Origin of the sequence: Pantoea sp. RSPAM1 (assembly GCF_038816185.1) — a bacterium.
Lineage (GTDB): Bacteria > Pseudomonadota > Gammaproteobacteria > Enterobacterales > Enterobacteriaceae > Pantoea > Pantoea ananatis.
Genome location: NZ_CP046137.1, coordinates 262,017 through 283,074 on the forward strand (window position 1 = coordinate 262,017; position 21,058 = coordinate 283,074).

General features: G+C 57.1%; 18 protein-coding genes and 1 riboswitch. Of the genes, 12 read left to right on the forward strand and 6 right to left on the reverse strand.

Annotation, left to right across the window (positions count from 1 at the left end):
• Nucleotides 1–1,350, reverse strand: coding sequence for an MFS transporter (locus GKC68_RS01740; RefSeq protein ID WP_342656534.1), 1,350 nt, complete (start codon nt 1,348–1,350; stop codon nt 1–3).
• A gap of 168 nt (nt 1,351–1,518) precedes the next feature.
• Nucleotides 1,519–2,421: a GntR family transcriptional regulator gene (locus GKC68_RS01745; RefSeq protein WP_064365800.1), complete on the reverse strand. Its 903-nt coding sequence runs from the start codon at nt 2,419–2,421 to the stop codon at nt 1,519–1,521.
• Between the two features lie 137 nt (nt 2,422–2,558).
• Here GKC68_RS01745 and GKC68_RS01750 point away from each other — a divergent pair, with 137 nt between their 5' ends.
• Nucleotides 2,559–3,587, forward strand: a complete 1,029-nt coding sequence (locus tag GKC68_RS01750; RefSeq protein ID WP_342656535.1) for a zinc-binding alcohol dehydrogenase family protein — start codon at nt 2,559–2,561, stop codon at nt 3,585–3,587.
• A gap of 33 nt (nt 3,588–3,620) precedes the next feature.
• Here the strand turns inward: GKC68_RS01750 and GKC68_RS01755 are convergent, their stop codons facing one another.
• Nucleotides 3,621–4,538 carry a nucleoside hydrolase gene (locus GKC68_RS01755; protein ID WP_028724499.1) on the reverse strand — a complete coding sequence of 306 codons (918 nt, stop codon included), beginning with the start codon at nt 4,536–4,538 and terminating at the stop codon, nt 3,621–3,623.
• Nucleotides 4,539–4,783: 245 nt separating this feature from the next.
• Nucleotides 4,784–4,860: riboswitch (Fluoride riboswitch) on the forward strand.
• 93 nt (nt 4,861–4,953) lie between these two features.
• Between GKC68_RS01755 and crcB the strand changes: the two genes are divergently transcribed.
• Nucleotides 4,954–5,331, forward strand: a complete 378-nt coding sequence (gene crcB, locus GKC68_RS01760; protein WP_028724498.1) for a fluoride efflux transporter CrcB — start codon at nt 4,954–4,956, stop codon at nt 5,329–5,331.
• 29 nt (nt 5,332–5,360) lie between these two features.
• Here the strand turns inward: crcB and GKC68_RS01765 are convergent, their stop codons facing one another.
• Nucleotides 5,361–5,966 carry a dienelactone hydrolase family protein gene (locus GKC68_RS01765; RefSeq protein ID WP_028724497.1) on the reverse strand — a complete coding sequence of 202 codons (606 nt, stop codon included), beginning with the start codon at nt 5,964–5,966 and terminating at the stop codon, nt 5,361–5,363.
• 182 nt (nt 5,967–6,148) lie between these two features.
• Between GKC68_RS01765 and GKC68_RS01770 the strand changes: the two genes are divergently transcribed.
• Nucleotides 6,149–7,273: a GNAT family N-acetyltransferase gene (locus tag GKC68_RS01770; protein ID WP_342656536.1), complete on the forward strand. Its 1,125-nt coding sequence runs from the start codon at nt 6,149–6,151 to the stop codon at nt 7,271–7,273.
• Here GKC68_RS01770 and GKC68_RS01775 read toward each other — a convergent pair.
• Complete coding sequence (locus GKC68_RS01775) at nt 7,270–9,102, reverse strand: ABC transporter ATP-binding protein (protein WP_028724495.1); 1,833 nt, start codon at nt 9,100–9,102, stop codon at nt 7,270–7,272. The two genes, GKC68_RS01770 and GKC68_RS01775, sit on opposite strands and share 4 nt — an antisense overlap.
• A 71-nt stretch (nt 9,103–9,173) precedes the next feature.
• Here GKC68_RS01775 and GKC68_RS01780 point away from each other — a divergent pair, with 71 nt between their 5' ends.
• From GKC68_RS01780 to GKC68_RS01815, 8 genes are all read left to right on the forward strand, one after another.
• Entirely contained in the window at nt 9,174–9,677 is a 504-nt protein-coding gene (locus GKC68_RS01780) for a GNAT family N-acetyltransferase (protein WP_028724494.1), read from the forward strand.
• Between the two features lie 147 nt (nt 9,678–9,824).
• Nucleotides 9,825–10,991, forward strand: a complete 1,167-nt coding sequence (locus GKC68_RS01785; RefSeq protein WP_206116276.1) for an HD-GYP domain-containing protein — start codon at nt 9,825–9,827, stop codon at nt 10,989–10,991.
• A gap of 110 nt (nt 10,992–11,101) precedes the next feature.
• Entirely contained in the window at nt 11,102–11,191 is a 90-nt protein-coding gene (gene kdpF / locus GKC68_RS01790) for a K(+)-transporting ATPase subunit F (protein ID WP_015699348.1), read from the forward strand.
• Nucleotides 11,191–12,873 (forward strand): potassium-transporting ATPase subunit KdpA, encoded by a 1,683-nt coding sequence (gene kdpA / locus GKC68_RS01795; RefSeq protein WP_047713855.1) that lies wholly within the window; start codon nt 11,191–11,193, stop codon nt 12,871–12,873. The genes kdpF and kdpA overlap by 1 nt, the downstream gene beginning before the upstream one ends.
• Before the next feature lie 2 nt (nt 12,874–12,875).
• On the forward strand, nt 12,876–14,921 hold the full coding sequence (kdpB, locus tag GKC68_RS01800; RefSeq protein WP_013027626.1) for a potassium-transporting ATPase subunit KdpB: 2,046 nt from the start codon (nt 12,876–12,878) through the stop codon (nt 14,919–14,921).
• Between the two features lie 10 nt (nt 14,922–14,931).
• Nucleotides 14,932–15,501, forward strand: a complete 570-nt coding sequence (kdpC, locus tag GKC68_RS01805; protein ID WP_028724490.1) for a potassium-transporting ATPase subunit KdpC — start codon at nt 14,932–14,934, stop codon at nt 15,499–15,501.
• 13 nt (nt 15,502–15,514) lie between these two features.
• On the forward strand, nt 15,515–18,190 hold the full coding sequence (gene kdpD / locus GKC68_RS01810) for a two-component system sensor histidine kinase KdpD (protein WP_028724489.1): 2,676 nt from the start codon (nt 15,515–15,517) through the stop codon (nt 18,188–18,190).
• Nucleotides 18,191–18,244: 54 nt separating this feature from the next.
• Nucleotides 18,245–18,748, forward strand: coding sequence for a TIGR00645 family protein (locus GKC68_RS01815; RefSeq protein WP_014604798.1), 504 nt, complete (start codon nt 18,245–18,247; stop codon nt 18,746–18,748).
• 60 nt (nt 18,749–18,808) lie between these two features.
• Here GKC68_RS01815 and GKC68_RS01820 read toward each other — a convergent pair whose 3' ends face one another.
• Complete coding sequence (locus GKC68_RS01820) at nt 18,809–19,741, reverse strand: LysR family transcriptional regulator (RefSeq protein ID WP_028724488.1); 933 nt, start codon at nt 19,739–19,741, stop codon at nt 18,809–18,811.
• 93 nt (nt 19,742–19,834) lie between these two features.
• On the opposite strand from GKC68_RS01820, the gene GKC68_RS01825 reads away from it, so the two are divergent.
• Nucleotides 19,835–21,043, forward strand: coding sequence for an MFS transporter (locus tag GKC68_RS01825; RefSeq protein WP_342656537.1), 1,209 nt, complete (start codon nt 19,835–19,837; stop codon nt 21,041–21,043).
• Nucleotides 21,044–21,058: the final 15 nt, after the last annotated feature.

Sequence of the window (21,058 nt, forward strand, 5' to 3'; positions counted from 1 at the left end):
TCAGGCCCCGTCCGTGATGGGTTTGCGCACCAGCAGCAGGTACGCAAGGGCGCCAACCAGGGTGACGCAGGCGCAAATCATCAGCGCCAGGCTGAATGATTTGGTGGTATCCAGCACCCATCCGGTCACGACCGGCGCAAACGAGGCAAAGATAAAGCTGGCGAAGTTTTGAATGCTGCCCACGGACGCCGTCATACGCGCGGTAACGTTGGCATGAATCAAACCCCAACAGGAGGTACCGGCAAAGTGGATGCAAAACAGCGCCATCCCAATCAGCGTCACGGCGCTGGTGGTGTCGGTCGCGCGGGTCACGATAGCGGTAAACCCGGCAGACAGAATCATACCGCTGACAATGCAGACTTTACGGGTTTTTACCGCATCCCAGCCGCGTCTGACCAGCGCATCAACCACATAGCCATTTAACAGCATGCCTGCGGCACCGAACAGGAAGGGAATGGCCGCCAGTAATCCCGTGCTTTTCAGGTCGAGATGATAGGTGGATTGCAGATAGCCCGGCAGCCAGGCGATATACAGCCAGGCGGTATAGTTGATGCCGCTGAAGCCAATCATCATGCCCCACATGGTGCGTTGTTTAAACAGCCCGCGCCATTCTTGAAAGCTGATCGGCTCTTTACGCGATGCCACGCTGCCTGCCTGCAGGTAGTGAATCTCTTCTGCGCTCAGCGTGGTGTTATCGCGGTCGCGATAAATCAGGTACCAGCCGATGGCAAGAAACACACCCAGAATCCCGATGGTGACAAACATGCCGCGCCAGCCCAGAACCAGCATCATGGCCGCCAGGATCGGCGGCGCGATGGATAAGCCAATCATCGAGGCGGCGTTGAACATCCCCATCGGCATACCGCGATCTTTAATATTAAACCAGTCGTTGATGACCTTGACCCCGCACGGATTCATAGGGGCTTCACCAATGCCGAGCCCAATTCGCACCAGGACAAACTGCGTAAAGTTATGCACCAGTCCGGACGCGGCCTGAAACAGGGACCAGATAAACATTCCCAGGCCCAGCATGATACGCGGTCCTTTACGGTCCAGCAGCGCACCGGCGGGCAACTGCGCCAGCCCATAGGCCAGCGAAAACGCAGACAACAGCACGCCGATCTCAGTGGCGCTCAGCCCCATTTCATTACGAATGGTCATGTTGGCCACAGACAGCGAACTGCGATCCAGGTAGTTAATGACGGCAGCAAACAGCAGCAGCAGCATGGCGGTAATCTGGACTTTACGAATGCGCGGCGAGCGCACGATATCACTGCGCCACGGCACAAAGGCCTCATCGGGCGACGTGTCGGACGGTTTCGCGTGATCAACAACCGATCTGTGTTGCATGGCAATCTCCCTGGGCAGGCGATTCATCATTATGGTGAGTATTACGGTCGCCCGACGGTACAAGGCCGTCGGGACGTTGCGCTGAGAGTAGGGGGAATGAACAGGATATGTTGTAAAGTTGTTTCAAAATCGTGCGGGAGCTAATGCTTTGTGGTTTTTAATCGGGTTTTAATTGTACTGATTAATGCTCCGTACCATAGAGCGCTTGGCGGTAGCCAGGTGGTTATGCAATGCGCACAGCGCATCCACATCCCGGCGGCCAATCAGGGCGGACAGAATCGCCATATGCTCTTCCAGCGCGACGATGTTGCGCTGCTTAAGATCGCTTTCATCCCACTGATAATGCGAATGAAAAATCACTGAAATAATCTCCAGCGACTGATTAAAAAAGGGGTTGTTGGCGGCAGACAGGATCAGCCAGTGCAGCTCTTTATCGAGGGCAGCAAAATGGCGATAGTTGCTGGCGATCGTTTCGCGCATCGATCGATGGCGATCCAGCAGATCTCTGGCCTGGATCCAGCGTTCATCCTCTCTGGGCAAATTCAGAAAGCGGGTAAGCGCATGAGTTTCCAGCATCTCGCGCAGCTCAAATAACTTTTCAGCGTACTCCTGTGAAAACTTTTTCATCTGCCAGTGGCCGCGTTTAACCGGTTCCAGCAGGTTATAACGCATAAAATGCAGCAGGAATTCCCGTACCGCTACCGGGCTGACATTGGCCTGTTTTGCCAGTTGCAGTTCGCTGAACGTATCACCGGGCTGCAGCAGTCGCTGATTAATCATATCAAAAAAGTGTTTTTCGACCTGGCTGGCCTGCTGCTCGATGGCTGGCGTGACGGCGCTGAGGCTGTCTTGCTCTTCGGGCTCGCGCACGATGACCCAGCTCTCTTTTACGTTCTCCAGCACGCCGCGTTGGTGCAGATAGCGCAGAGCATGCCGCACCGTAGTGCGGCTGATATTAAACATTTCAGCCAGGGCGGCCTGCGGCGGCAGGGGCGACTGAATGTGACCCTGGGCAATGCTTTCCAGCATATGGTTGATCACGTTATGACGTAAATTCTGACTACGGCTCATGAGCGGCTCCGGTTTTTTATGCATTAAAAACCATTGAAGGCCCAAAAAAACCGTCACGCTTCACAGAACGCGCAAAGGAAATGCCTTGTCACGGCAAGATTAGCCATAACTGCGCTAACGATAACGGGAGTCTTACCATGACAACAATGAAAGCATTAGTCATCGCAGAACCACGCAATATGGTCTGGACCACGCGCGCAACGCCTCAACCCGCGCCAGGGGAGGTGCTGATTAAAATTGTCAGCGCGGGCATCTGCGGCACGGATATCCATGCCTGGGCGGGAAACCAACCTTTTTTTAGCTATCCACGGGTACTCGGGCATGAACTCTGCGCAGACATTGTTGAAACAGGCAGTGCCGTGGAGGGATTTGCCGTTGGCCAGCGCGTGGCGCTGATCCCCTATCTCTCGTGTTATCAGTGCGATGCCTGCCAAAGCGGTAAAACCAACTGTTGTGAACATATCTCAGTTATTGGCGTACATCAGGATGGCGGCTTTTGTGACTATCTGAGCGTGCCTGCGTCAAACCTGTTGGCCGTAGACGCGCTGGCACCTGAGGCGGCGGCGCTGATTGAACCCTTTGCGATTAGCGCCCATGCGGTAAGGCGTGCGGCAGTGGCACAGGGCGATGCCGTGCTGGTGGTGGGCGCTGGCCCTATTGGGCTGGGGGCGGCGGCCATCGCGGCGTCCAATGGCGCGCGGGTCATCGTGGCGGACACCAGTGAATACCGCCGCCAGCACGTCAGTCAACAGCTGGGTCTTCCCGCGCTTAACCCGGCCAACGCCGATTTCATTGCCACGCTGCGCGCTGAATTTAACGGTCAGCTGGCGTTAACCCTGATCGATGCCACGGGCAACCCGGCGGCCATGAACGCGGCGGTTAACCTGATTCGGCATGGCGGTACGGTGGTTTATGTCGGCCTGCACAAAGGCGATCTGGTCATCCCCGACAGTGAGTTCCACAAAAAAGAGAGTACCTTGATGGGCAGCCGGAACGCGACGCGCGAAGATTTTGACCGGGTGCGTGAACTCATGACCGCCGGGAAACTGCGAGCAGACATGATGCTGAACCGCCGTTTCGCCTTCTCTACGCTGGCAGAGCACTTTGAGGAAGCGGTTATCAACAATCGTGAGTTGATAAAAGGCGTTATCGATTTTGATCGCTAACGGTAGATCACAGGAGCCGTCTCGCCGCCAGGCTTATCGGCTGAGCAACTGAAAAAAGTGTTTCCGCACGGCCTCCGCATCAACGCCCAGTGCGATGCGCTGTCGAGGTAGATTGCGGAAGGGATCATGCCGGGACGCCAGGGTGCTCAACTGACGCACCGTCTGGCCGCAGGCAATGCCTTCCGTAATGACACGAAGCGGGCTTTCCACCAGCGTGAACGCGTCAGGCAAACACAGCCAGGATATCGTCAGCGTGTCATGCAGTGCCATACCAGAAAAGCCCTCTTTCTCAAGGCTGTATGCCAGATAGGGGCGGCAGATCGCATGCAGGACGGGTTGATGAAGGCGATCGACCTCATCGCTGTGGATCAAGACCTTATGCGTGACATCGAGCGGGATCACCACGATCGGCAAGGCGGAAGAGAGAACCTGATCGGCGGCGTGAGGATCTTTCCAGATATTAAATTCGCTGAAGGGCGTGACATTCCCGCTGTGTCCATCCGTGCCAAATGCCCCGCCCATCATGACCAGCTCTTTCACCAGCGGAATAATATCCGGCGCCTGATTGATTGCGCTGGCGATATTGGTCAGCGGACCTATCGCGACAAGCGTGATTTCACCCGGACTGGCCCGAACGCTGTCGATAATAAACTGAACGGCACCGGGTGCCTCATCGCTGAAGGGATTATCAAACGCGTCGCCTAAACCATCTTCGCCGTGCAGTCGGGCAGGCGCGCTCGGCGCCTGGGCCAATGGACGTGAACAGCCCCGGTACACCGGCACCTCAATCGCCATTTTGTGGCAAAACAGCCGGGCGTTTTTCACGGCCTGTCCCACGGCAACGTTGCCAAACACCGTAGTAATGCCCAGCAAATGTTGGGTGCGGGCGGCATAAGCCAGAGCAAAGGCATCGTCTACGCCGATATCAGTATCTAAAATGACAGTTCGCACAGGACGCTCCAGAGCAGGGTCATCCCTTCGCCATGCGTGAAGGGCAATAAACGGCCCTTGAAGGCCGCTGGCAGGTCACCATTTAAGCGGAAAACGGCTCAAGAGGAAACCTGAATTGTGTGGCCCTAAACCTTGTGCTTTGCGGCAGCCTGAACGGAGGGTAGCTGTCCAGACGGCGTCGGAGGGCATTGCCGCTTTCCCCCCTCAACTGTGGTTGCCAGTCAGAAAAAGGCGTCGTATTATGGCGCGCACAAGGTGATGGCGTTCCACCTTTCCCAACCGCCTGCAGGCTTAACCTGCGGCTGATGACGCCTGACATTATCCTTAATCCTTTCGCGGGAGATGGAGTGTCAGGTGCATGCATTTTTTCTGGCCCTCCACCCTCTTCCGCGCAAATCCTGAAATGGAGACTGTGATGTTAAAACCGCTATTGGCTGTGATGTTGGGCGGCAGCGTGGGCTGTGTACTGCGTTGGTGGTTCGGGATGCGTTTTAATGCGTTTTTCCCCAATCTGCCACCGGGAACCTTGCTGGTGAATTTGATAGGCGGATTCGTGATTGGCGGTGCAATGGCCTGGTTTATCAAAAATCCCTCACTCGATCCCGCCTGGCGGTTACTCATCATTACGGGCTTATGCGGCGGGCTCACCACGTTTTCCACGTTTACAGCAGAGTTAATGACCTTATTGCAGACCGGCAAATACCTGTGGGCGATGAGCAGTGCGCTGGTGCATGTCATTGGCTCGTTACTGATGAGTTTTGCCGGTTTCGCGCTCATTAACCTGTTGGGTTAGCCTGAGGGCCAAACCGGCATGTCTGCGCTTTAGTCCCGCAGGCACTGAGCAATAAACCCGGCGGCGTGCATCGCACCCTGAGCCGAAATCGTGTGTCCGGTCTGCGGCTCAAATACCGCTTCGACCAGGACGCCAGCCGCCTTCAGGCGAGTGGCCGCCGACTCGCTTTCGCTTGCCGGTATGACCGTATCAGCACGGCCATGAAGTATCAGGGCTGGCGTGTGAGGCGCTGGCGTCAGCGGGCCGTCAAAGGCCAGGCGTCCGGAAAACGCCACCACGCCCGCGAGCGGATAACGCCCGGAAGCCAGCAGATCCAGCGCCATAATGGAGCCCTGGGAAAAGCCCACCAGAATGACGTTTTCCCAGCAATCTGTCATTCCGTGCTGCGCCATCAGGTGGCGGATAACGTGGTCAAAGGCCTCGCGGGCTTCACGTACCCGACCCGGGCGATTTTCCGGCGTAATCCCGGCCAGGCTAAACCACTGATAGCCTGCGCCATGCTCAAAGACGTAAGGCGCATCCGGTGATGCAAAGGCCACATCCGGGAGCAGGGTTGCCCAGTCGTCGCCAATAGGGGCCAGATCGTCGCCGTTACTGCCCACGCCGTGCAGGAAGATCACCAATGCTTTTGCCATGTCTGTTCCTTTCGCTGTTTTGTCAGATTCTGCGGGCATTTGAACAGCTGGCGGGATTAACGTCAAAACCTAACGGCGATCTGGGTCGCGCGTCGGCATGAGGCATTCCGTGCCGTTCTGCTTTCCCTGAACCCTAAAACCTGCTTGACTGACATGTCATCGGTTGCTGTCTGGAGTTATGCATGTCGTTGTTCCACCTGAGTTCGCTTTCAGACATCTCTGCCGCTGAATGGGATGCGCTGTTACCCGATCAACAGCCTTTTTTACGCCACGCGTTTTTGCTGAGCCTGGAAGAAAGTGGCAGCGTCCGGCCGGAAAGGGGCTGGCAGCCCGATCACCTTCTCTGGCGTGAGGCCGGTGTGCTTCGCGCCGCGCTTCCCGGTTATCAAAAGTTTCATTCTCAGGGTGAATACGTTTTCGATCACGCCTGGGCAGATGCCTGTCAGCGCGCCGGGATTCCGTACTATCCGAAATGGCTGGGCGCGATTCCTTTCAGCCCGGTCACAGGGGCACGCCTACTCGGCGCAGCGGATGCCGCCGCCCGACTGCTTGCGGCTCTCCCGGACGTGCTGGCTGAACAGGGGCTGAGTGGTGCGCATATCAACTTCACCGACCCGCAAGCGAACGCCTTGCTGGCGGCGCAACCTGACTGGCTGTCACGCCTGGGCTGCCAGTATCACTGGCACAATCGAGGCTATCGCGATTTTCAGGATTTCCTGGATACGCTGATGTCGCGTAAACGTAAACAGCTGCGAAAAGAGCGCGAGCAGGTGGTGCAGAGCGGTTTTGAATTTGACTGGTATCGCGGCGATCAACTGCGCGAGGAGCAGTGGGACTTTGTCTATACCTGCTACGCCAATACTTATGCAGTGCGCGGCCAGCGGCCCTATCTGACCCGCGCCTTCTTCAGCCTGCTGGCTGAGAGGCTGCCGGACCCTATTCGCGTGGTCATTGCCCGTCTGCAGCAACAACCGGCGGCGATGGCCTTTTACCTCAAGGACGGCCAAAGCCTGTATGGCCGCTACTGGGGCTGCCTGGCGGAATTTGACCGGCTTCACTTCGAAACCTGTTTTTATCAGGGGATGGATTTCGCCATTGCGGAAGGGCTGCAACGCTTCGATGCGGGTGCGCAGGGCGAGCACAAGTTGGTACGCGGTTTTGAACCCCAGATGACCCACTCCTGGCACTATCTGTGTCATCCCGGCCTGCGCGCGGCCGTGGATGACTTTCTGCAGCAGGAGCGGCAAGGCGTCCATCTCTGGGCCGAAGAAGCCCGTGACGCCCTGCCATATCGACGCGGCGATTAATCCGCGCCAACAAATCCTCCCGTCTGATGCTGCCACAGACGGGCATACAGGCCATTTTGAGCCAGTAGCTCAGCGTGACTACCGATTTCCACAATCTGGCCTTTTTCCAGCACCACCAGACGATCCATTTTGGCAATGGTGGACAGGCGGTGGGCGATGGCAATCACCGTTTTGCCCTGCATCAGGGATTCCAGGCTCTCCTGAATCGCGGCTTCTACTTCGGAATCGAGCGCGGACGTCGCTTCATCCATAATCAGGATCGGCGCATCTTTCAACAGGACACGGGCGATAGCTACGCGCTGGCGCTGCCCGCCTGACAGTTTTACGCCGCGTTCGCCCACATGTGCATCCAGGCCAAACCGGCCCTGTGAATCGGACAGCAACGGGATAAACTCATCGGCGCGGGCGCGATGAATGGCTAACTGGAGTTCTTCTTCGCTGGCATCTGGCCGCCCGTACAGTAGGTTTTCGCGAATAGAGCGATGCAGCAGCGAGGTATCCTGGGTGATCATCCCGATCTGGCTGCGCAGGCTCTCCTGCGTCACTTCAGCAATATTTTGACCATCAATCAGGATACGACCGCCGTTGAGGTCGTACAGGCGCAGCAGCAGGTTCACCAGGGTGGATTTACCCGCACCGGAAGGCCCAATCAGGCCAATTTTTTCACCGGGTTTGATGGACAGGTCCAGGCCATCAATGACCTGACGGCCGCCGCCATAGTCGAAACGGATAGCGTCAAAACGAATCTCGCCCTGCGTCACCTTTAGCTGTGTTGCCTTTGAGGAATCCTGCACGCTAAGCGGCTGTGAAATGGTATTCAGCCCGTCCTGCACCATACCGATGTTTTCAAAAATCCCGTTTACCACCCACATCACCCAGCCGGACATGTTGACCAGGCGGATCACCAGGCCGGTTGCCAGGGCAATGGCGCCAACGCTGATCAGCGACGCGCTCCACAGCCACAGCGCCAGGCCTGACGTTGAGACAATCAGAATTCCGTTCAGCGTTGATAAGGTGAGATCCATGCTGGTCACCATCCGGTTAGCCTGCTGCGTCTTATCCGTCTGCTCCTGAATCGCTTCGCGGGCATACTGACGTTCCAGATCGCTGTGCGCGAAAAGCTTGATGGTGGCGATATTGGTATAGCCGTCAACAATGGTGCCCATCAGCTTCGAACGGGCCTCCGATGACACCACCGAACGGGCTTTTACCCGGGGGACGAAAAAGCGCAGCGCGGCAACGTAGGCCACAATCCAGATTATCAGCGGAATCATCAAACGCCAGTCGGCTTCTGCAAACAGGAGCAGCGCCGTTGCGGCATAGATCAGCACATGCCAGATCGCATCCACCAACTGTACTGCCGAGTCGCGCAGCGAGTTACCGGTTTGCAAAATACGTTGCGCAATCCGCCCGGCGAAGTCGTTCTGAAAAAAGTTCATGCTCTGCCGCAGGACATAATTATGGTGCTGCCAGCGGATCATACTGGTCATGCCGGGGTTAATGCTTTGATGGACCAGCATATCGTGCAGTGCAATAAACACCGGGCGCAGTATCAGCGCAACGCAGCCCATCCATAACAACGTTTGCCAGTTATCCCTGAACAACGTTGCTGGCGTAGCGTGATTCACCAAATCGATAATGCGGCTCAGATAACTGAACAGGGCAACCTCAATCAGTGCGCCAATTAATCCCACCACCAATAGCGCGGCGAAGCTCGGCCACACCTGACGCAGATAGTAAAAGTAAAATGGCCAGACCCGTGAAGGCGGCATATCGGTTGGCGCATCCTGAAAAATATTGATAAAACGTTCGAAACGACGATACAACATAGAGTCACTCTTTCCGTTCGGGAAGAGTGATAGCTTAGTGCATGTGTACGCCCGATTAAAAAGGATTAAATATGGATATCACTCTGCGCGGCCGCGAGCCTGGCGATGCTGCGGCATACCAACGTCTTTACGGGAATCCGGCGGTTTATCCCTGGACGCTTCAGTTGCCTTTCCCCAGCGTCGCGACCTGGGAAAAGAAGTTTGCAAAGATGGATGCGGAAGGCTTTATCAATTTTATCGCCGAAGTCGAGGGGGAAATGGTGGGTGAACTTACGCTGTTTACCAATCATAATCCGCGTACCCGCCACTGCATCAGTTTCGGTATTGGCGTCGATCCCGCCTTCTCTGGTCGGGGAATCGGAGAGCATTTGATTCGTAACGCCATGGATTATGCGCGCAACTGGCTGGGCATCACCCGTATGGAGCTGGAGGTGTTTCACGATAATCACCGGGCGCTGGCGCTGTATGAGCGACTGGGCTTTGAGCGCGAGGGCATCCGTCGCCAGGCGTCACTGCGTGAAGGCAAATTTCACGATGTGGTGATGATGGCAAAATTGCTCACTGAGACAGCCTGACCACGCCCTTTTTAACCGGTTAACAGGAAAAATCTCCCTTCGGCGGCTAAAATTTGTGCTGTGCCACAGTTCGCACAAAATGACCTGCATAAAACCGAGTGCCTGCCGATATCACGATATCACCCGCTGATACTCTGGAGGGAGATTGTGATTAAACTCATCACCATTGACGAACTAAAACCGGGTATGTTCGTCCACAAGCTTGAAGTCTGGTGGTTTAAAGACAAACGCATTCGTAATCAGATGTTGATCACCGATCAACGTCAGGTTTCGATGTTTCGTCATGAGGGCATACAGCGTTTATGGATCGATATGGAGAAATCGATTTCAGTGACGCCATCTGTGCCGAAAAAGGTCGATTCAGGCCTGCGTGCGCCTTTTTCTCAGGAAATGGAGCAGGCGCAGCATATCTTTGAACAGGGAAAGCCAAAAGTGCTGGCCATGTTCAGCGAGGCACGCCTGGGCCATGGTCTGAATCTCAATGACATGATTGCCATTGTCGATCAGATTGCGGGCTCTATTGAGCGTGAGCCCTCCGCGCTGTTACGCGTTGCGCAGCTCAAGGATCATGACAATTACACCTACCTGCACTCCATGGCGGTCTGTGGGCTCATGATCGCCTTTGGAAAAAAACTGGGGCTGGATGCTCAGCAGCTTCAGCGGGTGGGGATGGGCGGATTACTGCACGATCTGGGCAAGGCAGCCGTACCACTGGCTATCCTCAACAAACCGGACACGCTCAACGACGAAGAGTTTAAGATCATGTGTGAACATCCGATTGCCGGTGCGCAAATGCTGATGGATGCACAGGCAGGCGATGATCTTGTGGATATCGCGCTGCATCACCATGAAAAATATGACGGTAGCGGCTATCCCTACGGCCTGAAAGGCCATGAGATCAGCGTGTATTCCCGCATGGCGACGATTTGCGACGTTTACGATGCGCTGACCTCAACGCGGCCTTACCGTAAAGGCTGGACCCCAGCCAAAACCCTGCAAATGATGTTGAGCTGGCCGGGGCATTTCGACAGTACCTTACTGCACGCTTTCGTCAGTACGATAGGGATGTATCCCGTCGGTTCCCTGGTTCGCCTGGCGTCTGGACGCATTGCGCTGGTGGTGAAGGGCGGCGATAAATCATTAAAGCGACCTACGGTGCATGTCTTCTGGTCACTGCATGCGCAGCGGGAAATCAAACCCGAGGTGCTGGATCTGGGCGACAGTTTCTGTACTGACAGCATTGTGTGTGCCGAAGATAATGGCCGTTGGGACAACGTCTATCTGCGCCGAATCTGGTTGCTGGACACCGCCTGATATTGCAGGTCGTTTTTATACATTTTTTACATCCCCGACCTGCATTTTAACCCTTTCTTTATGTGCGCCAGCGCAAGCTACTCAGCAAATCCAATCCTCTGGAGGTTGCTGTGAGTGCAGGCGTAATAACCGGCATTGTGCTGGTAGTGTTGTTGCTGGGCTATCTAATCTATGCCCTGTTAAATGCGGAGGCCTTCTGATGGCGGCCAATGCGTTTTTACTGATCGCGGTTTATCTGCTGTTGCTGATGGTGATGGCGCAACCGCTGGGGCGTGGGCTGGCCGCGCTGGTTGCCGATAAACCCCTCTTTGCACGTGCAGAAGCCCTGCTGTGGCGTTTTTCGGGTGTACAAGAAGGCGGTATGCGCTGGCAGCACTACCTGCTGGCCATTTTGGTGTTCAACCTGCTTGGCTTCGTGGTGCTGCTCGCCATCCTGATGTGTCAGGGAGCGTTGCCGCTCAATCCGCAACATTTTCCCGGACTGAGCTGGGATCTGGCGCTGAATACCGCTATCAGTTTTGTCACCAACACTAACTGGCAGTCTTATGCCGGTGAAAGCACCCTGAGTTACTTCAGCCAGATGGTCGGGCTGACGGTACAGAACTTCGTTTCCGCCGCTACCGGCATCGCTGTGGCGTTTGCGCTGATTCGCGGTTTTGCTAATCGTTCGGTAGCAACCCTGGGCAACGCCTGGCGCGATTTAACGCGCATTACACTCTATGTCCTGTTGCCGATCAGCCTGCTGATGGCGCTGTTTTTTGTCAGTCAGGGCAGCATCCAGAACTTCCTGCCGTATCACAACGTCACCAGTCTGGAAGGTGTGCAGCAAACGCTGGCAATGGGACCGGTTGCCTCTCAGGAAGCCATCAAAATGCTGGGCACCAACGGCGGCGGCTTTTTCAACGTCAACTCTGCGCATCCGTTTGAGAACCCTACCGCGCTGAGCAATTTCGTCCAGATGCTGAGTATCTTCCTGATTCCGGCGGCTCTCTGCTTTGCCTTTGGCGAAAGCGTTAAAGATCGGCGCCAGGGCTCAATGTTGCTGTGGTCCATGACGCTGATGTTTGTCGTGGCTGCTGCGCTGGTGATGTGGGCGGAACTCCGTGGCAACCCGCACTTTCTGACGCTAGGGGCTGACAGCGCCATCAATATGGAAGGCAAAGAGACGCGCTTCGGCATTCTCAACTCCAGCCTGTTTGCGGTGATTACGACGGCGGCGTCCTGCGGGGCGGTAAACGCGATGCATGACTCGTTTACGGCGCTGGGCGGTATGGTGCCGATGTTGCTGATGCAACTGGGCGAGGTGGTGTTCGGCGGCGTGGGCGCCGGTCTGTACGGGATGCTGCTGTTTGTCTTGCTGGCGGTGTTTATTGCCGGGTTGATGATTGGCCGCACACCGGAATTTCTCGGCAAGAAAATCGACGTATGGGAAATGAAAATGACGGCCCTGGCGATTCTGGTCACGCCCGCGCTGGTGTTGATCGGTACGGCGATTGCGATGATGACCGACGCCGGACGCGCAGGTATGGCAAACCCCGGAACGCATGGCTTTAGTGAAGTCCTGTATGCCGTTTCGTCGGCCGCCAATAACAATGGCAGCGCCTTTGCGGGCCTGAGCGCCAATACGCCGTTCTGGAACCTGCTGCTGGCGGTGTGCATGTTCGTTGGTCGCTTCGGCATCATTATTCCGGTCATGGCGATTGCGGGGGCAATGGCGGTGAAAAAAGTGCAGCCGGTAGGTAACGGCACGCTTCCTACGCACGGTCCGCTGTTTATCGCACTGCTGGTTGGTACCGTCTTGTTAGTCGGCGCGCTGACCTTTATTCCTGCTCTGGCGCTGGGTCCGGTCGCCGAGCACCTGCAACTTATTCAGGGACAATAATCATGAGTCGTCAACAACAGGTGTTTGACGCAGCGCTGTTACGTACCTCAGCGATCGATGCGGTAAAAAAACTCGATCCTCGCGTGCAGTTTCGCAATCCGGTCATGTTTGTGGTTTACCTGGGCAGTATCCTGACCTCGATTCTGGCCATAATGATGTTTACCGGACACCAGAGCGGCAGCGCCAGCTTTACCGGCGCGATTGCCCTGTGGTTATGGTTCACCGTGCTGTTTGCCAACATGGCAGAAGCCCTGGCGGAAGGGCGCAGTAAAGCCCAGGCAAACAGCCTGAAAGGCGTTAAAAAGACCAGCTTCGCCAAAAAACTGTCGGCGGCGCACTACGGTGCAGCGTGGCAGCAGGTGGCGGCCGATGCGCTGCGTAAAGGCGATGCCGTGCTGGTAGAGGCCGGTGATGTGATCCCCTGCGATGGTGAAGTCGTGGAAGGGGGCGCATCGGTAGACGAGAGCGCGATCACCGGTGAATCGGCACCGGTGATCCGTGAATCGGGTGGTGATTTCGCCTCGGTGACCGGCGGGACACGCATTCTGTCTGACTGGCTGGTTATTACCTGCAGCGCCAACCCAGGCGAAACCTTCCTGGACCGGATGATCGCCATGGTTGAAGGCGCGCAGCGTCGTAAAACCCCGAATGAGATTGCCCTGACCATTCTGCTGGTGTCGCTCACCATTGTGTTTCTGTTAGCCACGGTCACGCTGTGGCCTTTTTCAGCCTGGGGCGGCACGCCGGTCACCATCACCGTCCTGGTGGCGCTGCTGGTCTGTCTGATCCCCACCACCATTGGCGGTCTGCTGTCCGCTATCGGCGTGGCCGGGATGAGCCGGATGCTCGGCGCTAACGTCATTGCCACCAGCGGCCGCGCTGTTGAAGCCGCGGGCGACGTGGATGTGCTGATGCTGGATAAAACCGGCACCATCACGCTGGGTAACCGTCAGGCAACGCAGTTTTTACCGGCTCCCGGCGTAACGGAAGAACAGCTGGCCGATGCGGCGCAGCTGGCGTCCCTGGCGGATGAAACGCCGGAAGGACGCAGCATCGTGGTGCTGGCGAAGCAAAAGTTTAACCTGCGTGAACGCGACCTGAGCAGTATGGGTGCCAGCTTTATTCCCTTCTCGGCTCAAACCCGCATGAGCGGCGTCAACGTACAGGACCGCCTGATCCGTAAAGGTGCGGTCGATGCGGTGCGCCGTCATATTGAAGCCAGCCACGGTGCCTTTCCGGCTGAGGTGAACGCCCGGGTGGAAGAGGTGGCGCGGGCCGGTGGCACACCGCTGGTGGTGGCGGAAGGCGCAAAGGTGCTGGGCGTGGTGGCGCTAAAAGATATCGTTAAAGGTGGCATCAAAGAACGTTTTGCGGAACTGCGCAAGATGGGCATTAAAACCGTGATGATCACTGGTGATAACCCGTTGACCGCCGCCGCCATCGCGGCAGAGGCGGGGGTGGATGACTTTCTGTCAGAAGCGACGCCGGAAGCCAAGCTGGCACTGATTCGTCAGTATCAGGCGGAGGGGCGCTTAGTCGCGATGACCGGTGACGGCACCAATGACGCGCCAGCGTTGGCCCAGGCGGACGTGGCGGTTGCCATGAACTCGGGTACGCAGGCGGCGAAAGAAGCGGGCAACATGGTGGATCTGGACTCGAACCCCACCAAACTGCTGGAAGTGGTGCACATTGGTAAGCAGATGCTGATGACGCGTGGTTCGCTGACCACCTTCAGTATCGCCAATGACGTTGCCAAGTACTTCGCCATCATCCCGGCCGCGTTTGCGGCAACCTATCCACAGTTAAATATGCTCAACGTGATGCAGCTGCACTCGCCCGCATCGGCCATCCTGTCGGCCGTGATTTTTAACGCCCTGGTGATTGTATTCCTGATCCCTCTGGCGCTTAAAGGTGTCAGCTATCGCCCCTTGAGTGCCGCATCGCTGTTGCGCCGTAATTTACTGATTTATGGGTTAGGTGGGCTGCTGGTGCCCTTTGTCGGCATCAAAGCGATTGATATGTTGCTCGTGCTGTCTGGTATGGCCTGAGGAGATTAAAATGAGTCAGTTACGTCCGGCGATTTTCCTGCTTGTGCTGCTAACGGTTGTGTGCGGCGTCGTTTATCCTTTGCTTACCACGGGACTGTCGCAACTGCTGTTTCCCTGGCAGGCTAACGGGTCAGTATTGAAGGTCGATGGCGAAGAACGGGGGTCAGCGCTGATTGGTCAGAATTTTAGCCAGCCCGGTTATTTCTGGGGGCGCCCTTCTGCAACCGGTGATAAGCCTTATAATCCTCTGGCCTCCAGCGGCAGCAACCTGGCGGCCAGCAACCCGGCGCTGGATAAGGCTGTAGCCGAGCGCGTGGCGGCTTTGCGCACGGCGAATCCACAGGCTAACGGGGCGGTACCGGTTGAGCTGGTCACCACCTCGGCCAGTGGACTGGACCCCGAGATTTCGCCAGAGGCTGCGCTGTGGCAGGCACCGCGTATTGCGGCGGCACGTCAGCTGCCGCTGGCGAAAGTGGATGCCCTGGTAGACAGCATGACGCAGCGGCCGCTGCTGCCCTTTATCGGCGAACCGACTGTCAATGTGCTGCAGCTTAATCTGGCGCTGAACGACCTCAAATAACTGTAAGGACGCTATGAACCACGAACCGCTGCGCCCCGATCCGGATGCCCTGCTGCAGACCAGCAGCGACAGCCATCGCGGCAAACTGAAAATCTATTTTGGCGCCTGTGCGGGCGTAGGTAAAACCTATGCCATGTTGCAGGAGGCGCAGCGGCTGCGTGCCCAGGGGCTGGATGTGCTGGTAGGCGTAGTGGAAACGCACGAACGTCCGGAAACAGCACAGCTTCTTAACGGACTGGTGCTGTTGCCGCGCCGGGCGACGGGCCGTTCGCGGCATGCAGAGTTCGACCTTGATGCCGCGCTGGCGCGCCATCCGGCAGTAATTTTGATGGATGAGCTGGCGCACACGAACGTGAAGGGCTCACGTCATCCCAAACGCTGGCAGGATATTGAGGAGCTGCTGGAGGCGGGCATTGACGTCCTGACGACAGTGAATGTTCAGCATCTGGAAAGTCTGAATGATGTGGTCGGTGGCGTCACCGGCATTCAGGTGCGTGAAACCGTTCCCGATCCCTTTTTCGACGCTGCCGACGAAGTGGTACTGGTTGATCTCCCACCTGACGATCTCCGCCAGCGCCTGAAAGAGGGCAAGGTCTACATTGGCGATCGTGCCGAACGCGCCATCGAAAATTTCTTTCGTAAAGGCAACCTGTATGCCCTGCGTGAGCTGGCGCTGCGCCGCACGGCCGACCGGGTCGATGACCAGATGCGCGCCTGGCGCGACAGTCAGGGTCGCGATCGGGTCTGGCACACGCGTGATGCCATTTTATTGTGTATCGGGGACGATACCGGCAGCGAAAAACTGGTGCGGACGGCGGCGCGGCTGGCCGCAAGGCTGGGCAGCGAATGGCATGCCGTTTACGTGGAAACGCCCCGGCTTAACCGGCTACCGGAAGCGCGGCGTCGGGCCATTTTACGCACGCTGAAGCTGGCGCAGGATATGGGGGCGGAAACGGCGACGCTGTCTGACCCTGATGAGGCGCAGGCGGTCCTGCGTTACGCGCGGGAACACAATCTGGGTAAAATTGTGACGGGCCGACGCCCGGCGCGCCGCTGGCGGCGTGACAGCTTTTCCGAGCGGCTGGGACAGTTGGGTCCCGATCTGGATCTGTTGGTGGTGGCGCTCAATGAGCCGATCCAGGATGCGCCCCATCCGTTAGCCGAGGATCGGGTTAACAGCGACAAATGGCGGCTGCAGCTGCGCGGCGTGCTGATGGCGCTGGTGCTGTGTATTGTGGTTACCGCCGCAGGGCAGTCGGTGCTGATCAGCTTCGATCCGGCCAACTGTGTGATGATCTACCTGCTGGCGGTGGTGATCGTCGCGTTGCGCTACGGACGATGGCCCTCCGTTATCGCCACCGTTATGAACATCATTGCCTTTGACCTGTTTTTCGTCGCACCTACCGGCACGGTCGCGGTCTCGGATTTGCAATACCTGGTGACCTTTGGGGTGATGCTGGCGGTCGGGGTCATTGTTGGCAACCTGACGGCCGGCGTTCGCTACCAGGCACGGGTTGCCCGTTACCGGGAGCAGCGCACGCGGCAGCTTTACGAAATGGCCAAATCGTTGGGAAGCGGCCTGACGCCTGAAGATATCGCTGCAACCAGCCAGCGGGTGCTGGAGGCGACCTTACAGGCGCGATGCCTGTTGCTGCTGCCCGATGAGCAGGGCGAACTGCACACGCTGGGCAACGCGCTGCCGGGCAACGAACCGGACTGGGCTATCGCGAAATGGAGCTTCAGCAAGGGCCAGCCAGCAGGCGCAGGCACGGACACCTTACCGGCGGTGCCCTACCAGATTCTGCCGCTGAAAGTGGGCGATCTGTGTCGCGGATTGCTGGTGGTTGAACCGCAGAATGTGCGTCAGTTGATGGTGCCGGAACAGCAACGGCTGCTGGAAACCTTCACCGTGCTGATTGCCAATGCCCTGGAGCGGATGGCGCTGTCCCAGAGTGAGGCGGCTTCCCGGCTGTCAGCTGAACGTGAGCAACTGCGTAATGCTTTGCTGTCGGCGCTCTCCCATGATCTACGTACCCCGCTGACGGTGCTGTTTGGTCAGGCAGAAATGCTGATGCTGGACCTGGCCAGCGATAACTCAAAGTATGTGCCGCAGGCCAGCCAGATTCGTGAACAAACCCTGAGTACCATTCGTCTGGTCAGCAACATGCTGGATATGGCGCGTATTCAGTCAGGCGGCCTGAATTTACGCGAAGAGTGGCTGGCGCTGGAAGAGGTGATTGGCGGCGCGCTCAGTAGCATGGCACCCTCGCTCAAGGGAAGAGAGGTCGAACTCGACCTGCCTGAAGATATTGTCCTGATCAAAGGCGACAGTACGTTGCTGGAGCGGGTATTTACCAACCTGATTGAAAACAGCCTGAAGTACGCTGGCAACTGTGCGCCCCGCGGCATACGTGCCTGGTGTGAAAATACCCGGCTGGAAATCGCCATCTGGGACGGCGGGCCGGGCATCGCCCAAAACGACCTGACGCGGATTTTCGACAAATTTTCACGCGGTGATAAAGAATCGGCCGTACCTGGCGTTGGGCTGGGACTGGCGATTTGTAAAACGATTATCGAAAGCCACGGCGGTCAGATCTGGGCAGAAAATCGTGCTGAAGGCGGCGCCTGCTTTCGTCTCTCTTTACCACTTCCACCCGTTCCTGAAATTTCTCCTGAAGGCTTGAAATAACTTCACAGATGATCGGTTATAATGCGCGACCTTACTGATTATGATTGGGAAATTATGGAACGTTTTACCGAAAACCTGATGTATGCATCGCGCTGGTTGTTGGCTCCGGTTTACATTGGACTTTCGCTGGGACTGCTGGCGCTCACCGTCAAATTTTTCCAGGAAATTTTTCACCTGTTGCCCAACATTTTTAGCATTGCAGAAAACGATCTGATTTTGCTGCTGCTGTCGCTGGTGGATATGACGCTGGTGGGTGGGCTGCTGGTCATGGTTATGCTGTCAGGCTACGAAAACTTTGTGTCCAAACTCGACATTGACGAGGGCAAAGAGAAGCTGAGCTGGCTGGGCAAAATGGATTCCGGCTCGTTGAAAAACAAAGTCGCGGCCTCGATTGTGGCCATTTCCTCCATTCACCTGCTGCGGGTGTTTATGGATGCGCGCAATGTCGAAAACGACAAGCTGATGTGGTACGTCATTATCCACCTGACCTTTGTCCTGTCTGCCTTCGTGATGGGCTGGCTGGATAACATGTCGCGAGCGGAAAAGAAAAACGTCTGATCGACGGCAACCTCCCCATGCCGTCCGGTGACACGGCTTCCCCTGTGGGGGAGGCCAGTTTCAGCCTGAAGCGGGCCGCGCGCCCGTCAAATGCGGAAATACCGCTTTGATCATGGTAAAGAAGGCGGTCAGCCTGGCGGGATAATAGCTCGCCCAGGGATAGGTCAGCCAGACTGGCAATGCGGGAGCCTGCCATTCCGGCATAAGCTGAATCAGATTGCCCTGCGCCAGATCCTCCTGAATGACCCATGTCGACAGAATAGCGGTTCCCAGCCCCGCCAGCGCAGCTTTGCGCACGGCGAAGAGGCTGTCGCTGCTGAGCAGGGGAACGATAGGCAGATTCATCGGTTCCCCCTTGTCTTTATGTTGTAATGCGATCTCGTTACGGTAGAAACTCGTCAGCGCCAGCCACGGCAAATCGCCCAGCTGCGCCACCTGGTTAATCGGGGGATAGTGCTGAAGCAGCGCGGGCGCAGCGACAACAATGCGCGGCACTTCGGCCAGCAGCACGGCTACCACAGAAGGGTCGGTCAGCGCCCCCACCTGAATCGCACAGTCCACGTTCTCGGCGACGAAGTCTGGCGTCCTGTCGTTCAGCATCCATTCAATGCGCAAACGCGGATAGCGGCGCATAAAGTTCACCAGCGGTGTGACCAGCTGATCCTGGCCAAAAGCGTGGGGCGCGCGCACCCGCAAGATGCCAACCGGATCGCTGCCGGCGCCGGTCAGTTCATCTTCCAGCGCGTGCCAGGTTGCCAGGAGCTGCCGGGCCTGTGCATAGCAACGCTCACCGTCATCAGTCAGCTTCAGCGCATGGGTGGTGCGCAGAATCAGTTTCAGCCCCAGCCCCTGCTCAAGAGACTGCAACCGGCGACTGATTGTCGGTTGCGTAATACCCAGCTGCAATGCTGCGGCTGACAAACTGCCGCTTTCGACAATACGAATAAAGGTGTGCATCAGTTCGATGCGATCGCTGTTACTGAAATTGCTCATGCGTTCCACGTATAACCGTTTTGCTTTTTATTAGTCTACCGCGTATGTCAAAAACAGGCTTTACTTGCTACACAATTTTTTGAGGATGTAACCATGTCAGCGGTAAAAACTATGACTCCCCACGCAACTGAACGCCTGCCCGCGCCCCTTGTCTTTACGCTGGCTGCTGGCGCGGGCCTGAGTGTGGCCTCGATTTACTACAGTCAGCCGATGCTGGATATCATCGGTAAGCAGTTTCAGGTCAGTGTGAGCACCGTCGGCATGGTGCCGATGCTAACGCAGGCCGGGTATGCTTTAGGTATTCTGCTGCTGGCCCCGCTTGGCGATCGCCACGATCGCCGCACGATAATTTTGATCAAAGGACTGCTGCTGGTGATGGCGCTGCTGCTGTGTGGGTTTTCCAGCGGTATCAGCGTGCTGCTCATCGCCAGCTTTGTCACCGGCCTGACGGCGACCGTGGCGCAGGATATTGTTCCGGCATCGGCGGCGCTGGCACCGGCGCACAGCCGGGGTAAAACCGTGGGTACGGTAATGACAGGATTACTGGTAGGCATTTTACTCTCCCGGGTCGTCAGCGGCGTGGTGGCAGAGTATTTTGGCTGGCGCACCATGTATATTATCGCGGCCCTGGCTGTGTTTCTGATAAGCCTGACGTTGTGGCGCGTGCTGCCGCGCTTTACGCCCGGCACGTCGGTAAGCTATCCCCGCCTGCTTTTATCGCTGGTTCACCTGTGGCGCGAACACCAGACCCTGCGGCGCGCGGCCCTGGCTCAGGGACTGCTTTCTGTCAGCTTCAGCGCCTTCTGGTCTACGCTGGCGATCATGCTCAGCGAACGTTTTCACTTTGACAGTGCCATCGCCGGTGCCTTTGGTCTGGCAGGGGCGGCGGGTGCACTGGCCGCGCCGCTGGCGGGTAACCTGGCCGATCGACTCGGCCCGGCACGCGTAACCCAGTTTGGTGCCGGCCTGGTCACGGCTGCCTTCGCCCTGATGTTTTTGCTGCCGCTGCTGTCGCTCACCGGTCAGCTGGTCGTCATCGTTATCAGCACGTTGGGTTTTGACTTAGGTGTGCAGGCCACGCTGGTCGCCCATCAAACGCTGATTTATGGTCTGGTACCCGATGCACGGAGTCGTCTTAACGCTCTACTCTTTACCGTCGTGTTTATCGGCATGGCCAGCGGTGCGGCGCTGGGCAGCCTGGCGCTTGCCCACTGGGGCTGGAATGGCGTTGTCGTATTGTCCACGCTTGCCGCCGCGGCCAGCCTGATGGTGCGGCTCGCCAGCCGTCATCTCAAGGACTGATCAATCCGCCCGTCA